Here is a 14554-nt window from a genome sequence, read left to right as displayed (position 1 = left end):
AGCTGCCCGACATGGATCAGCTTCGGTCGGTTTGTTACTCAAACTTCTGCTGAAGCGCCCGCGCCATCAGTCTGCACGCCACGATTCCCACGCAGACGATACATCGCCCGGTGCAAGCGCCCTGCGCTGCACGAGGTGCTTCCTGACAAGCTGACTTCAATGCTTCACATTTGCAACGAATTACGCCGTTTTAACGGGCGTTTTGGGTCGTGTGTCACCGCGCCGCCACGGTTCAGGTTCCCGTTGCGGCGCCGTCCATGGCCGATGGCGCGTTCAGTCCGCCTGTTCAGATTCCAGACTTGGTATGTCCTTTGCGGCGGCTTCGTCGAGCTTGCGGTACAGCGTCGAGCGGCCGATCTTCAACCTGCGTGCGACCTCGGACATCTGGCCGCGGTAATGCGAAATCGCAAAGCGGATGACCTCGCTCTCCAGTTCGTCGAGCGGACGGACCTCGCCGTCCGGGGTCAGCATCGAAAGACTGCCGGCGGCAGGCCCCGGCGCGATCGGGATGTCGTGGCCGGAGACCTGCTGCGGCGCGGTGGACTGAAACGGCGCTTCGATCAGCAAGGGCTCGCCGGCGAATTCGGCGATGCTCGGCGCCGCCGCGGTGAGCGGGAAATCGGCGAGGTCGAGATGGCTGCTCTCGCTCATCACCACGGCGCGGTACACCACGTTTTCGAGCTGGCGGACGTTGCCCGGCCAATCGAGCTGCGCCAGCCGCGCCATCGCTTCGCCGCTGACCCCGGTGATGGTGCGATTTTCCTCGGCGCAGAACCGCGCCAGGAAATGCCGCAACAGATGCGGGATATCCTCGCGGCGGTTGCGCAGTGGTGGGATCGTCAGCGGCAGCACGTGCAGCCGGTAGAACAGGTCCTCGCGAAACTGCCCGGCTTTGACGCGGTCGAGCAGTTTGCGGTTGGTGGCCGAAATGATGCGGACGTCGACCTTGAGCGGGCGCCGCCCGCCGACCGCCTCGACCGCGCCTTCCTGTAGCGCGCGCAGCAATTTGACCTGCGCCGCCAGCGGCAATTCCGAGACCTCGTCGAGAAACAGCGTGCCGCCGCTGGCTTCGACGAATTTGCCGGTGTGGCGTTCAGTGGCGCCGGTGAAGGCGCCCTTCTCGTGACCGAACAGGATGGATTCCACCAGATTGTCGGGGATCGCGCCGCAATTCACCGCGACGAACGGCTTGGTGCTGCGCTCGCTGGAGCCGTGGATGGCGCGGGCGATCAATTCCTTGCCGACGCCGGATTCGCCCTCGATCAGAACCGGGATCGCCGACGTCGCCGCGCGCTTGGCCATCCGCAGCACATGATCCATCGCCTCGCTGCGGGTGACCAGATCGGCGAAGGTCAGTTTGCCGTCACGGCTGTGCTTCAGCCGCTGCAACTCGCCCTTCAGCGCGCTGGCGTTCAGCGCATTGCGCAGGCTGATCTGCAGCCGCTCGATGCCGACCGGCTTGACCACGAAATCCTGGGCGCCGGCGCGCATCGCCGACACCACATTGTCGATGCCGCCATGCGCGGTCTGCACGATCACCGGGATGGAGAGGCCGGCGTCGCGCATCCGCTCCAGCACGCCCATCCCGTCGAGCCCGGGCATCACCAGATCGAGCACCACCGCGTCGATCGCTGCTGCGTCCTCCGCGGTCAGCCGTTCGATCGCGGCGTCGCCGCTGTCGACCACCACGGTCTGGTAGCCGCATTTCTGCACCATGTTCTCGACCAGCCTGCGCTGCACCGCATCGTCGTCGGCGATCAGAATCGTGGTGGGCATTCCAACTCCAAGGTGACTTGTCCCGAATTGGGCCACCATGGTCGCGCAAGCGTTAACGGTTGGTGAATCGACGCGCTCAGATCAGCGCCAAGAGCCGGCTCAGCGCGTCGGGCCAGATTTCCAGCACGCCGCGATAGCACATGTCGAGCGCCACATAGAGAATGATGGCGAAGCCGACATAGGCGATCCAGCGATGCTTGTGCAGAAGCTTGGCGATGAAGGAGGCGGCAAGGCCCATCAAGGCGATCGACAGCGCGAGGCCAAACACCAGGATGATCGGGTGTTCGCGCGCGGCGCCGGCGACCGCCAGCACGTTGTCGAGCGACATCGAGATGTCGGCCAGCGTGATCTGCCACACCGCCTGGCCGAGCGTCTTGCGCGGCGCGCCGTTGCCATCGGCCTCGTCGAGCACCGCGTTGGACGCCTGAGGCTCGGAGGCGCGCAATTCGCGCCACATCTTCCAGCACACCCACAGCAGCAGCACGCCGCCGGCCAGCAACAGGCCGATGATCTGCAGCAATTGCACGGTGACGCTGGCGAACACGATGCGCAGCACGGTGGCGGCGACGATACCGATCAGGATCGCCTTGCCGCGCTGATCCTTCGGCAGCCCGGCGGCGGCCAGACCAATCACCACGGCATTGTCGCCGGCGAGCACCAGATCGATCATGATGACCTGGGCCAGCGCGGACAGTCCCTCGGGGGTGAAAATCGTCAGGAATTCGGTCATCGGGCCTCTCTGTGAACGTCCTGTCCGACATCACAGTTCGCATGAACTGCCAGAGGGGCCCGGTCCGGGACGTGCTTGCTCAATCGCGCTTGATCGCGCGAGTTCCATCGGCACCGGAAATATCCCCTTGCGGCGCCGGATTCAACGGCCACGGCCGCGTTGCCTTGTCGCAGTCACAGCCTACATCACAATGATGCCGGCGCGGCGCCTTCAAAGAGGCGCTTGCCCTGCTATCGTCTCCGCTAGTAGCGTTTGCCTGATTTGACGCGCAGTGTATTGAAAGAGCCCATGGCCAAAGCAGCGACCTCCCGAGCCACCAAACCCGTCCGCAAACCGGCTCCGCGCAAGAGCGCCGCCAAAAAGCCCCCGAGCCGCAAGCCGCAGGCCAAATCCGCTCCGAGCAAGTCCGCCAAATCCGCGCCGGGCAAGGTAGGGCAGCCGCCGGAATGGAATCTGGCCGATCTCTATACCAGCATCGATTCGCCGGAGGTGGCGCGCGACCTCGACAAGATCGACGCCGACTGCATCGCCTTCGAGCACGATTACAAGGGCAAGCTCGCCGAGGAGACCGCCAAGGACGGCGGCGGGGTCTGGCTCGCCGAGGCGGTGCAGCGCTATGAGGCGATCGACGATCTCGCCGGCCGGCTCGCCTCCTATGCCGGGCTGATCCATGCCGGCGACAGCGTCGATCCCAAGCTGTCGAAATTCTACGGCGACGTCTCCGAGCGGCTGACCGCGGCCTCGGTGCATCTGTTGTTCTTCGCGCTCGAACTCAACCGGGTCGACGACGCGGTGATCGAGGCGGCGATGCAGACCCCGGAGCTCGGGCACTACCGGCCGTGGATCGAGGACAGCCGCAAGGACAAGCCGTATCAGCTCGAGGACCGCATCGAGCAATTGTTTCACGAAAAATCCCAGACCGGCTACGGCGCCTTCAACCGCTTGTTCGACCAGACCATCTCCAGTCTGCGCTTCAAGCTCGGCGCCAAGGAATTGGCGATCGAGCCGACGCTGACGCTGTTGCAGGATCGCGATCCGAAAAAGCGCAAGGCTGCCGGGCAGGCGCTGGCCAAGACCTTCAAGGCCAATGAGCGCACCTTCGCGCTGATCACCAATACGCTCGCCAAGGACAAGGAAATCTCCGACCGCTGGCGCGGCTTCGAGGACGTCGCGGATTCCAGGCATCTCTCCAACCGCGTCGAGCGCGAGGTGGTCGACGCGCTGGTCGCCTCGGTGCGCGCCGCCTATCCGAAATTGTCGCATCGCTATTATGCGTTGAAGGCGCGTTGGTTCGGCAAGAAGCAATTGGCGCATTGGGATCGCAACGCGCCGCTGCCATTCGCCGCCACCGGCACGATCGGCTGGCCCGACGCCAAGGACATGGTGCTGACCGCCTATACCGCGTTCTCGCCGGAGATGGCCAAGATCGCCGAGCGCTTCTTCACCGACCGCTGGATCGACGCCCCGGTGCGGCCCGGCAAGGCGCCGGGCGCGTTCTCGCATCCGACCACGCCCTCGGCGCATCCCTACGTGCTGATGAACTATCAGGGCAAGCCGCGCGACGTGATGACGCTGGCGCATGAACTCGGCCACGGCGTGCATCAGGTGCTGGCGGCGAAGAACGGCGCGCTGATGGCGCCGACGCCGCTGACCTTGGCGGAAACCGCCTCGGTGTTCGGCGAAATGCTGACCTTCAAGCGGCTGTTGGCGCAGACCAAGAGCGCCAAGCAGCGCCAGGCGCTGTTGGCCGGCAAGGTCGAGGACATGATCAATACCGTGGTGCGGCAGATCGCGTTCTATTCGTTCGAGCGCGCGATCCACACCGAGCGGCGCAACGGCGAATTGACCGCGCAGCGGATCGGCGAACTGTGGCTCAGCGTGCAGGGCGAAAGCTTAGGGCCGGCGATCGACATCAAGCCGGGCTACGAGAATTTCTGGATGTACATCCCGCACTTCATCCATTCGCCGTTCTACGTCTATGCCTATGCCTTTGGGGATTGCCTGGTGAACTCGCTGTATGCGGTTTACGAGAACGCCCAGGAGGGCTTCGCCGAGCGCTATCTGGCGATGCTGTCGGCCGGCGGCACCAAGCATTATTCCGAACTCTTGAAGCCGTTCGGGCTGGACGCCCGCGACCCGACCTTCTGGGACGGCGGGTTGTCGGTGATCGCCGGCATGATCGACGAGCTGGAGGCGATGCGGTAGGGCGGTGCAGAGCGGGAATTTGCCGCCCCGGCTTGAGTTCAACTATTAGTTGAGTCTACCATGGCGCCTCTGAGGGAGGCGGTCATGGATCAGTCGACGCCCAAGGCAGACGACGATGCGCGGCCGTGGCGCATCCGATTTCACGACGTATTCGTCAAGGAAATCGACGCCATCAACGCCCGCCGCGGCGCCGATCGCAAGCTCGCGACGCCGGCGCCGGGCAAGACGCTGGAGGCGGTGGGCCTATCGATGTCCGGCGGCGGCATCCGCTCGGCGTCGGTGTGTCTCGGCGTGGTGCAGGCGCTGAACAATCAGGGCCTGCTGTCGCGGATCGACTATCTGTCGACGGTGTCCGGCGGCGGTTATCTCGGCAGCTCGCTGTCGGCGACGCTGAGCTGCAGCCGGGACTTCGCATTCGGCGGCGGCGCCGCTCCGATCGCCGGCGCAGCCCCCGCCACCGACATCAGCGACACCCCGGCGGTGGGGCATCTGCGCAACTATTCGAACTATCTGATCCCGCGCGGCTTTCGCGACGTGTTGAGCGCGTCGGCGATCATCCTGCGCGGGCTGGTGGCCAATTCGTCCTTCGTGGTGCCGGTGCTGCTGTTGCTGGCCGCGTTCACCGCCTGGTGCAACCCGCTGCGCTCCTCGCTCGGCAAATCGGATTTCTTCAGCGTCGACCTCAGCGAATATCTGACGAGCAATTTCGGCATCACGCTGGTGGCGGGGCTGACGCTGCTCGGGCTGTTCCTGCTGTGGGCGGTGGCGCGGTCGTTGCCGGGGCTGGGGCCGCGGCTCGGCTGGCTGGATCGCTCCGGCTGGGTGGTCCTGGTGATCTTCGCAGCGATTGCGTTCATCGAATTCCAGCCGTTCGTGATCGAAGGCATGTTCCAAATCGCCGACCACCCCAATGGCACCTCCAGCGCGCTGGTGCTGGGGCTGTTCACCAGCTGGGTGAAGACGCTGGCCGCAGCGGCGGCGCCGGTCACCGCTTTGGTGGTGACGTTCCAGCGCCAGATCGACGCGTTTCTCAACAGCGCCACCGCCGGATCGAGCCTCACCGCGCAGGCCTCCGCCAAGGCGATCAAGCTCGCGGTGTGGGTCGCCGGCTTGGCGCTGCCGCTGATCATCTGGGTGGCATATCTGTATCTGAGCTATTGGGCGATCGCCAATGACAGCCCGCGCGCCGCCGAGCAGGTGCGCTGTCCGCCGACGGCGATCTCCGCCACGGTAAAGATCCAGCAGCTGGAGACCGCCTCCACCGCGACGCTGCAAGGCAACCTGCAGCCCGACGACGCCAGCCGCTGCGCCGCCGCAGCTGCGGCGAACACCCCTGCGGATTCGTCTTCGCCGCGGGCTTGGGCGCATACGCCGAACTGGCTGATCAGGCTCTCGAAGTTCATCCCCGGCTGGGTGCCGGAGGGCCACCTGATGCCGGCGTTATATGTGGCGGTGGCGCTGCTGGTATTGCTGCTGTCGTGGCCGCTGGCGCCGAACGCCAATTCGCTGCACCGGCTGTACCGCGACCGGCTCGGCCGGGCGTTTCTGTTCGATCCGCGCCCGCGCCGCGGCGCCAAGCCGCACGCCAACGCGCCGAGCCGCGATCAGGGCCGCGATTTTGTCCCCGTCGATCGGATGCGGCTCAGCGCGCTGTCGGCCGCGGATGCGCCGTATCATCTGATCAACGCCGCGCTCAACATCCAGGGTTCGGACTTCGCCAACCGGCGCGGCCGCAACGCCGATTTCTTCGTGTTCTCGAAATACTCGATCGGCAGCCAGGCCACGCTCTACGCACCCACCGAGCGGCTCGAGGCGGTGTCGCCCGAACTCGATCTCGCCACCGCGATGGCGATCTCCGGCGCCGCGGCCTCGGCGAATATGGGCTCCAAGACCATCCGGCCGCTGACGCCGACCTTGGCGCTGCTCAACATCCGGCTGGGCTATTGGCTGAAAAACCCGAGGTTCTTTGCGCCCGCCGGATCCGGACCGGCGGAGCCGCAGTCCGGAGGCTGGACGCCGTCGCACCGCACCATACGGTATCTGTGGTCGGAGATTTCCGGCCGGCTCTACGAGAACAGCGACGAGGTGTACCTGACCGACGGCGGCCACATCGAAAATCTCGGCATCTACGAATTGCTGCGCCGGCAATGCCGGCTGATCATCGCGGTCGACGCCGAAGCCGACAGCGCGATGCATTTTCCCTCGCTGGTGAAATTGCAGCGCTACGCCCGGATCGATCTCGGGATTCGCATCTCCCTGCCATGGACGCCGATCCAGGCCGCGACGCTGGGCTGCATGGCGCTCAACGCCGGCAAGCCGCCGCCCGCGCCGCCGTCCGAACAGCCGCGCGGCCCGCACACCGCGATCGGCATCATCGACTATGGCGGCGGCGAAACCGGCCTTCTCGTCTACATCAAGTCGTCGCTGAGCGGCGACGAGAACGATTACGTCCGCGATTACGCAAGGCGCTACGCGCAGTTTCCGCACGAGGCGACCGGCGACCAGTTCTTCAGCGAAGAGCAGTTCGAGGTCTATCGCGCGCTCGGCTTCCACATCGCCAACGGCTTGCTGAGCGGCGACGACGACGTCAGCGTGCCGAGCGATGGCGGCGCGGCCGTGCTGGCCAAATTCAGCGATGCCGGCAACAAGACCATCGCCAAGGTCCGTGCCGCGCTGGGGCTCGGCGTCGGGCAGGCGGAGCCCGCCGGCGCTGCGGCGGGGTCCGTGGACGCGTAAAACATTTGTTGAACGGGGTTGTCGACTTTGTTATACTGAGCGTATAACGGAGATTTGTCCATGAACGAGCAGCCCAAGATAATCCCCGACGCCCCCGCGCAGGTACTGGCAACGGTCGAAATCAAGAAGATCGGCAATTCATCAGGCTTGATTCTGCCCAAGGACGTGATGGCCCGGCTGAACTTAAGCGTCGGCGATCAGCTCTATGCGACGATGACGCCTGACGGCGGGATCCGGTTCACGCCTTACGACCCGAACTTCGAGAAGGCCATGGAAGTCGCCCGTCGCGGCATGAAGCGCTATCACAACGCCTTGGCAGAGCTGGCCAAATGAGCGAGCCGTTCTGGCTGACCCGCCAGATGATCGTCGCCATTCACGACGAGCAGTTGACGATCCACGGCGGCGCCAGCGGTCTGCGCGACGAAGGCATGTTGGAATCGGCGCTGGATCGGCCGCGCAATAAATGGAGCTATGAACAGGCGGAATTGGCGGAGCTTGCCGCCGCCTATGCCTATGGCATTGCCCGCAACCATCCGTTCGTCGACGGCAACAAGCGCACGTCGCTGTTGGCGCTCTACACGTTTCTGGGCGTCAACGGCGTCGATTTCATCGTGCCGGAAGCCGAGGCGGCGTCCATCATCCTCTCGCTGGCCGCCGGCGAGGTCTCTGAGGAGAGCCTGGCGCGCTGGATCCGTGACAATTGGCCGGCGTGAGTCCTGCCGATTTTCTTATTTGCGTGGTTGTGGCTCGCGACAACGCTTTTTGGAAAGCGGTATTTCATGGCGTCCCGCGCCTGCCGCGCGGCGGAATTCGTCTGCGGCCGCGGCGCTTGGCAAAAACTCCTTCGTCGCCTTGGCGTCGTCGCCAAACCCATGACCGCTGCGCGACCGCCGCGCTATGGCGTTTTCGAGCGAAGTGGTTCGCGTGAAGAAAACGCGTCAAGACAAGAATCTGGAGCTCCGTTCTGATTTTACCAGAACCGGAATAGCGCTAGACTTTCGAATGAACCAAAATGGGTTAGGGGATCTGTCGAGGGCGCCGTTGCTCTCGCAATAAGATTGCGCTAATTGCACACACACTTCTCGAACATTGTCCGGAGAGACTGATGGCAGAGCACCATGACGTCGCCTACACCGCTGCTGAGGGCAACGACTATGTCGCCCATGAGCAGACCTATGAAGGCTTCATCAAGCTGGTCAAATACGGCTCCGCCGCCGTCATCACCGTCGTCGCTCTGATGGCAATTTTCCTGACTTGATTCGGATCGGACTGCGCCGCCAAACGGCGCGCCCATTGGCTCACTCACGCGCGTGCCCCGCGCGGCGGAGGCTCTATGAAAATTGCTGTTGCGAAAGAACTGGATCCTTCTGAACCGAGGGTCGCGGCGACGCCCGACACGGTGAAGAAGTTCAAGGCGTTGGGGATCGACATCGCGATCGAGCCCGGCGCCGGGATCAAGTCCGGCCTGCCGGATTCCGAATTCACCGCGGCCGGCGCCACCGTCAGCGCCGACGCGTTGAAGGATGCCGACATCGTCATCAAGGTGAAGCGGCCGGAAGCGTCCGAACTGGCGAGCTACAAGCGCGGCGCGCTGGTGATCGCCATCATGGACCCCTACGGCCACGAAGCCGCGTTGAAGACCATCGCCGAGTCCGGCGTCGCCGCCTTCGCGATGGAATTGATGCCGCGCATCACCCGCGCCCAGGTGATGGACGTGCTGTCGAGCCAGGCCAACCTCGCCGGCTATCGCGCGGTGATCGAGGCCGCCGAGGAATTCGGCCGCGCCTTCCCGATGATGATGACCGCGGCCGGCACGATTCCCGCCTCCAAGGTGTTCGTGATGGGCGTCGGCGTCGCCGGCTTGCAGGCGATCGCCACCGCGCGCCGGCTCGGCGCCGTGGTCACGGCGACCGACGTGCGCCCCGCCACCAAGGAGCAGGTCGAAAGCTTGGGCGCCAAATTCCTCGCCGTCGAGGACGAGGAATTCAAGAACGCCCAGACCGCCGGCGGCTATGCCAAGGAAATGTCCAAGGAATATCAGGCGAAGCAGGCCGCGCTGACCGCCGAGCACATCAAGAAGCAGGACATCATCATCACCACCGCGTTGATCCCCGGCCGGCCCGCGCCGCGCCTGGTCACCGCCGAGATGGTTCGCTCGATGAAGCCCGGTTCGGTGCTGGTCGATCTCGCAGTCGAGCGCGGCGGCAACGTCGAAGGCGCCGTGACCGGCCAGGTCACCGACGTCGGCGGCATCAAGATCGTCGGCTACACCAACGTCGCCGGCCGGGTCGCTGCCTCGGCCTCGAGCCTCTACGCCCGCAACCTGTTCTCATTCATCGAGACGCTGTTCGACAAGGCGTCGAAGTCGCTCGCGGTGAAGTGGGACGACGAATTGGTGAAGGCCACCGCGCTGACCAAAGACGGCGCGGTCATTCACCCGAACTTCCAGCCGAAAGCTTAAGGAGAGCCGCCATGGAGCATATTGTGCAGGCCGTCGATCCGTTCGTGTTTCGGCTGTCGATTTTCGTTCTCGCCGTGTTCGTCGGCTATTTCGTGGTGTGGTCGGTGACGCCCGCGCTGCATACCCCGCTGATGAGCGTGACCAACGCGATCTCCTCGGTGATCGTGGTCGGTGCGCTGCTCGCGGTCGGCGTGGCGATGGTCGGCGAGGGCGGTGTGTGGGCGCGCGGCTTCGGCTTCGTCGCGCTGATCTTTGCCTCGGTGAATATTTTCGGCGGCTTCCTTGTCACCCAGCGGATGCTGGCGATGTACAAGAAAAAGCAGAAGTGAGTAGGAAAATTCGATGAACGCCAATCTTTCCGCGCTTCTGTATCTGATCGCTGGCGCGCTGTTCATTCTGTCGCTGCGCGGGCTGTCGTCGCCCGCCTCCAGCCGCCAGGGCAACTTCCTCGGCATGACCGGCATGGCGATCGCGGTCGCCACCACGCTGGCCGGCCATCCGCCGGCCGACCTCTTGGGCTGGGGCCTCGTCATCCTCGGCATCGCGATCGGCGGCAGCATTGGTGCGGTGATCGCCCGCAAGGTGCCGATGACCTCGATGCCCGAACTGGTCGCCGCCTTCCACTCGCTGGTCGGCATGGCCGCGGTGCTGGTCGCCGCCGGCGCGTTCTACGCGCCCGCCGCGTTCGACATCGGCGTCCCCGGCAACATTCACGGCGCGAGCCTCGTTGAAATGTCGCTCGGCGTCGCGATCGGCGCTTTGACCTTCACCGGCTCGGTGATCGCGTTCCTGAAACTGTCGGGCAAGATGAGTGGCGCGCCGATCATTCTGCCGGCGCGGCACATGGTCAACATCGTGCTCGGCGTGGTGATGTTCGCCGCGATCGTGTTCCTGGTGGCCACCGGCAGCGAGGTCGCGTTCTGGGTCATCACCGGCATCGCGTTGTTGCTCGGCGCGCTGCTGATCATCCCGATCGGCGGCGCCGACATGCCGGTCGTGATCTCGATGCTGAACTCCTATTCGGGGTGGGCCGCGGCCGGCATCGGCTTCACGCTGGGCAATTCGGCGCTGATCATCACCGGCGCGCTGGTCGGCTCGTCGGGCGCGATCCTGTCCTACATCATGTGCCACGCGATGAACCGCTCCTTCATCTCGGTGATCCTCGGCGGCTTCGGCGGCGAGACCGCCGCGGCCGGCGGCGGCACCGGCGAAGTGCGCCCGGTCAAGCTCGGCTCGGCGGACGACGCGGCCTTCATCATGAAGAACGCGCAGAAGGTCATCATCGTGCCGGGTTACGGCATGGCGGTGGCGCAGGCGCAGCACGCGCTGCGCGAAATGGCCGACACGCTGAAGAAGGAAGGCGTCGAGGTGAAATACGCGATTCACCCGGTCGCCGGCCGCATGCCGGGCCACATGAACGTGCTCTTGGCCGAGGCCAACGTGCCCTACGACGAGGTGTTCGAACTCGAGGACATCAACTCGGAATTCGCCCAGGCCGACGTGGCCTTCGTGATCGGTGCCAACGACGTCACCAACCCGGCCGCCGAGGACGACAAGACCTCGCCGATCTACGGCATGCCGGTGTTGCAGGTCTGGAAGGCCGGCACCGTGATGTTCATCAAGCGGTCGCTGGCGTCGGGTTATGCCGGCATCGACAATCCGCTGTTCTATCGCGACAATACCATGATGCTGCTCGGCGACGCCAAGAAGATGACCGAGAACATCGTCAAGGCGCTGTGAGGCGGGCGTTCAGCTTTGCTTGACCAGCCGGGCGTGGCGTCATGAACAAGGAATGGCACCGCTTGCATCCCATGCCGCCGAAGGCGACACGGGAGCAGCGGGTGGTGTGGCACGCGGCCCATGCGAAAGCCTGCGCCTGCCGGGAGGTGCCGGAAAGCCTGAAATGTGACGTCGAAAAGCAAACCAAGATCGACCGCGACTAGCGGCCCCAAGATCAGCCGGCAGATCGCCAAGCCGGCGCGCGACCCGCACCACGCCGCCGCCGGGATGCCGGCGTCGGCCTGGGCGTTTCCCGCGGCGGCGGCGCTGTTGTTCGCCGCGAGCAGCGTGTTCCATCTGGATTTTGCGCCGAGCGCGCTGGGCTTCGGCTTCGCCGCGGTGCTGTTGGTGGTGCTGTTCGGCACGGTGTTTGCCGCGGTTCATCACGCCGAAACGGTGGCGCACCGGCTCGGCGAGCCCTACGGCACGCTGCTGTTGACGCTGGCGGTGACGCTGATCGAGGTGTCGCTGATCACCACCATGATGCTCGGCGACAAGGTGGTGCCGACGCTGGCGCGCGACACCGTGTTCGCGGTGGTGATGATCGTCTGCAACGGCCTGGTCGGGCTGTGCATCCTGATCGGCGGGCTGCGCTTCAAGGAGCAGGAATTTCAGATCTCCGGGGTCAGCCTGTATCTCAGCGTGCTGATCGTGCTGTCGACGATCACGCTGATCCTGCCGAATTACACCTTCACCGATCCCGGCCCGTTCTATTCCGCAGCGCAGCTCGCCTTCGTCAGCTTCGCCACCGTGGTGCTGTACGTGCTGTTCCTCTACACCCAGACCATCCGGCACAAGGATTATTTCATCGGCGAACACGCCGAAGCGGCGCCGGTCGCGTCCGGTTCCGCAAAAAGCCTGGCGCTCAGCATCGGCTTGCTGGCACTCGCCTTGCTCGGCGTGGTGCTGCTGGCGGAGAAATTCTCCCATGTGGTGCAGACCGCGAACGACTGGATGGGCGCGCCGGAGGCGTTCGCGGGGCTGGTGGTAGCCGGACTGATTCTGCTGCCGGAGAGCCTGGCGGCAATCGGCGCTACCCGCCGCAACGATCTGCAGAAGGGCATCAATCTGGCGCTGGGCTCGTCGCTGGCGACCATCGGCCTGACCATCCCGGCAGTGTCGACGGTGGCGCTGCTGCTCGACAAGCGCATGGTGCTGGGGCTGGAGTCGCAGGAGGCGGTGATCCTGGTGCTGACCTTCTTCGTCAGCATGCTGACCTTCGGCACCGGCCGCACCAATATTTTGTTCGGGCTGGTCCACCTGGTGGTGTTCGCGGTATTCGTGTTCCTGGTGTTCATACCCTGAGAGGACGGAACCGATGGCGATCAGCGCGGAATCACAGATTCAGATCGACAATGCCGACGTTCGCGTCACGCAATGGCGGTTGCCGCCCGGCGGCGCCACCGGCCATCATCGTCACGAGATGGATTACGTCATCGTCCCGGTGATCGCCGGCGAGATGACCATCGTGGCGCCGGACGGCAGCCGTTCCAAGGCGCAGCTTGCCGCCGGCCAGTCGTATTTTCGCAAGGCCGGGGTTGAACACGACGTTCTTAACGAAACGTATATCGACATCGTGTTTCTTGAGGTCGAACTGAAGCCTTGACCGTCCGGGCGGCGACGCCACCGACCGACCTTCGAGGCTGAGATCGACGAACTCCACCGCATGGCAGCGTCGCTTCACATTGCCATCGATCGGTCGCAGTTGATCCCTTAATCAGCCTCAAAGTTCCCGCATCAAAACCTCGCTGGGAGAGGGCGGTAATGCTCAAATACATCGGTAATATCTTTCACTCGATTCTGCCCTCGGTGCTCGCCACGGTGCTTGGCGCCTACATCGTCAATCACTACGTCAACAAGCCGGATCCGCCGCCCGCCGCCGCGGTGTCCGCGATCGATCCGAAGAAGGCTGAGGAAGCCGCCGCGCCAGCGAGGGCTGCGAAGGTCGACGCCAAGAGTGCCAGCCTGGGTGATTCGAATTCCGACGCCGTCGCCGCGCGAAGCCGGCCCGCGGTTGAAAAGCCGGCGGTCGAGAAGGCTGTGACCGAGAAGCCGGTGATCGACAAGGCGGCTGACAAGCCGGTCGGCCGGCTGCATCAGCCGATGCCGCGCGACAAGGCGGTGGCCAAGGCGGCACCGGCGCCGGTCGCCGCGCCGGCCCCCGCACCGACGCCCGTGGCTGCGCCGGCCACCGTTGCCGCGGTCACCGCCACGCCGCCGGTCGAGGCCACCACCAAGGACGAGCGCCGCGACGCCAACGACCTGGCACGCGCCGCGATCGAACGGCTGCGCAGCTCCAACGAGGCGGCGCGCGCCTCCGAGCCGTTGCCCCGCGCGCCCGAGCCGGCCCGGCTGCCGGATCCGCCGCATGTCGCCTCGCTGCCGGCCGTGCAGCCGGCGCCCGCGGCGCCGAGCCAGCCGCAGCAGCAGCAGCAACCGGCGACGACGGCAACCCTGCCGCAGCCGGCGCCGACGCCGGCCCCGGTCAGCGTCACCCCGCCGGTCGCCGCCAGCAATCCGGTGGAGCCGCTGAACCGTCCGGTGACCATCGTGCCGCCGCCCAGCCCGGCCTATGCGCAGGCGCCGAACCCGCACGATCCGCAGCGTCCGACGCCGCCGGCCGATATCCCCGAAGCCTCTGAGAACCGCGCCGACGCCGGCCGCTCGGTGGGCGACGACATGTTCTCGGCGGCGAAATCCGTGTTCCACGCGGTGGTGCCGCGGTAGCGCGTCGTCCCTGCGCACGCACTAAGGCATGCACACATCTCTGAGGCTCCATCCTGCGGCGATGGCGGAGAAGCGTTCGAGGCCGTGCTTGAAGGTGATGGGGCCGGGAGGTTTGGACGATGGATAGCCGTCCCAGCCGC

The 14554-nt window shown here is 65.2% G+C and carries 14 protein-coding genes; 12 read left to right on the top strand and 2 right to left on the bottom strand.

The window, feature by feature from the left end; all coding sequences use genetic code 11:
- Positions 1–273 precede the first annotated feature (273 nt).
- Positions 274–1776: a sigma-54 dependent transcriptional regulator gene (locus VGC77_RS01020; protein WP_331169715.1), complete on the bottom strand. Its 1503-nt coding sequence runs from the start codon at positions 1774–1776 to the stop codon at positions 274–276.
- A 76-nt stretch (positions 1777–1852) separates the two neighbouring features.
- Positions 1853–2506 carry a TerC family protein gene (locus tag VGC77_RS01015; RefSeq protein WP_331169714.1) on the bottom strand — a complete coding sequence of 218 codons (654 nt, stop codon included), beginning with the start codon at positions 2504–2506 and terminating at the stop codon, positions 1853–1855.
- 288 nt (positions 2507–2794) lie between these two features.
- On the opposite strand from VGC77_RS01015, the gene VGC77_RS01010 reads away from it, so the two are divergent.
- The 12 genes from VGC77_RS01010 (at position 2795) to VGC77_RS00955 (ending at position 14414) form a co-directional block, all read left to right on the top strand.
- On the top strand, positions 2795–4711 hold the full coding sequence (locus VGC77_RS01010) for a M3 family oligoendopeptidase (RefSeq protein ID WP_331169713.1): 1917 nt from the start codon (positions 2795–2797) through the stop codon (positions 4709–4711).
- Positions 4712–4795: 84 nt separating this feature from the next.
- A complete protein-coding gene (locus VGC77_RS01005) occupies positions 4796–7447 on the top strand; it encodes a cell division protein (protein ID WP_331169712.1) in 2652 nt (883 codons plus the stop codon).
- A gap of 60 nt (positions 7448–7507) precedes the next feature.
- Complete coding sequence (locus tag VGC77_RS01000) at positions 7508–7780, top strand: AbrB/MazE/SpoVT family DNA-binding domain-containing protein (RefSeq protein ID WP_331169711.1); 273 nt, start codon at positions 7508–7510, stop codon at positions 7778–7780.
- Positions 7777–8160, top strand: coding sequence for a type II toxin-antitoxin system death-on-curing family toxin (locus VGC77_RS00995; protein ID WP_331169710.1), 384 nt, complete (start codon positions 7777–7779; stop codon positions 8158–8160). Before VGC77_RS01000 ends, VGC77_RS00995 begins: the two co-directional genes overlap by 4 nt.
- A 392-nt stretch (positions 8161–8552) precedes the next feature.
- Complete coding sequence (locus VGC77_RS00990) at positions 8553–8705, top strand: aa3-type cytochrome c oxidase subunit IV (protein ID WP_331169709.1); 153 nt, start codon at positions 8553–8555, stop codon at positions 8703–8705.
- Positions 8706–8780: 75 nt separating this feature from the next.
- Complete coding sequence (locus tag VGC77_RS00985; protein WP_331169708.1) at positions 8781–9908, top strand: Re/Si-specific NAD(P)(+) transhydrogenase subunit alpha; 1128 nt, start codon at positions 8781–8783, stop codon at positions 9906–9908.
- Positions 9909–9919: 11 nt separating this feature from the next.
- Positions 9920–10237: a proton-translocating transhydrogenase family protein gene (locus VGC77_RS00980; RefSeq protein WP_011474374.1), complete on the top strand. Its 318-nt coding sequence runs from the start codon at positions 9920–9922 to the stop codon at positions 10235–10237.
- 13 nt (positions 10238–10250) lie between these two features.
- Positions 10251–11648 carry an NAD(P)(+) transhydrogenase (Re/Si-specific) subunit beta gene (locus VGC77_RS00975; protein ID WP_331169707.1) on the top strand — a complete coding sequence of 466 codons (1398 nt, stop codon included), beginning with the start codon at positions 10251–10253 and terminating at the stop codon, positions 11646–11648.
- Positions 11649–11689: 41 nt separating this feature from the next.
- Positions 11690–11851, top strand: coding sequence for a hypothetical protein (locus tag VGC77_RS00970; RefSeq protein WP_331169706.1), 162 nt, complete (start codon positions 11690–11692; stop codon positions 11849–11851).
- Between the two features lie 64 nt (positions 11852–11915).
- A complete protein-coding gene (locus VGC77_RS00965) occupies positions 11916–12992 on the top strand; it encodes an ionic transporter y4hA (protein ID WP_331169716.1) in 1077 nt (358 codons plus the stop codon).
- A gap of 13 nt (positions 12993–13005) precedes the next feature.
- Complete coding sequence (locus tag VGC77_RS00960) at positions 13006–13293, top strand: cupin domain-containing protein (RefSeq protein WP_331169705.1); 288 nt, start codon at positions 13006–13008, stop codon at positions 13291–13293.
- A 158-nt stretch (positions 13294–13451) separates the two neighbouring features.
- On the top strand, positions 13452–14414 hold the full coding sequence (locus VGC77_RS00955; RefSeq protein ID WP_331169704.1) for a hypothetical protein: 963 nt from the start codon (positions 13452–13454) through the stop codon (positions 14412–14414).
- Positions 14415–14554: the final 140 nt, after the last annotated feature.

Source organism: Rhodopseudomonas sp. (genome assembly GCF_036404135.1).
Taxonomy (GTDB): Bacteria; Pseudomonadota; Alphaproteobacteria; order Rhizobiales; family Xanthobacteraceae; genus Rhodopseudomonas_A.
The sequence above is the reverse complement of the archived record's forward strand: the minus strand, read 5'-3'. Positions and strand labels throughout refer to the sequence as shown.

What these genes read in the sequence shown, in the direction of transcription:
- VGC77_RS01020 (WP_331169715.1), bottom strand. Translation starts at nt 1,776, where the DNA reads ATGCCCACCACGATTCTGATCGCCGACGACGATGCGGTGCAGCGCAGG.
- VGC77_RS01015 (WP_331169714.1), bottom strand. Translation starts at nt 2,506, where the DNA reads ATGACCGAATTCCTGACGATTTTCACCCCCGAGGGACTGTCCGCGCTG.
- VGC77_RS01010 (WP_331169713.1), top strand. Translation starts at nt 2,795, where the DNA reads ATGGCCAAAGCAGCGACCTCCCGAGCCACCAAACCCGTCCGCAAACCG.
- VGC77_RS01005 (WP_331169712.1), top strand. Translation starts at nt 4,796, where the DNA reads ATGGATCAGTCGACGCCCAAGGCAGACGACGATGCGCGGCCGTGGCGC.
- VGC77_RS01000 (WP_331169711.1), top strand. Translation starts at nt 7,508, where the DNA reads ATGAACGAGCAGCCCAAGATAATCCCCGACGCCCCCGCGCAGGTACTG.
- VGC77_RS00995 (WP_331169710.1), top strand. Translation starts at nt 7,777, where the DNA reads ATGAGCGAGCCGTTCTGGCTGACCCGCCAGATGATCGTCGCCATTCAC.
- VGC77_RS00990 (WP_331169709.1), top strand. Translation starts at nt 8,553, where the DNA reads ATGGCAGAGCACCATGACGTCGCCTACACCGCTGCTGAGGGCAACGAC.
- VGC77_RS00985 (WP_331169708.1), top strand. Translation starts at nt 8,781, where the DNA reads ATGAAAATTGCTGTTGCGAAAGAACTGGATCCTTCTGAACCGAGGGTC.
- VGC77_RS00980 (WP_011474374.1), top strand. Translation starts at nt 9,920, where the DNA reads ATGGAGCATATTGTGCAGGCCGTCGATCCGTTCGTGTTTCGGCTGTCG.
- VGC77_RS00975 (WP_331169707.1), top strand. Translation starts at nt 10,251, where the DNA reads ATGAACGCCAATCTTTCCGCGCTTCTGTATCTGATCGCTGGCGCGCTG.
- VGC77_RS00970 (WP_331169706.1), top strand. Translation starts at nt 11,690, where the DNA reads ATGAACAAGGAATGGCACCGCTTGCATCCCATGCCGCCGAAGGCGACA.
- VGC77_RS00965 (WP_331169716.1), top strand. Translation starts at nt 11,916, where the DNA reads ATGCCGGCGTCGGCCTGGGCGTTTCCCGCGGCGGCGGCGCTGTTGTTC.
- VGC77_RS00960 (WP_331169705.1), top strand. Translation starts at nt 13,006, where the DNA reads ATGGCGATCAGCGCGGAATCACAGATTCAGATCGACAATGCCGACGTT.
- VGC77_RS00955 (WP_331169704.1), top strand. Translation starts at nt 13,452, where the DNA reads ATGCTCAAATACATCGGTAATATCTTTCACTCGATTCTGCCCTCGGTG.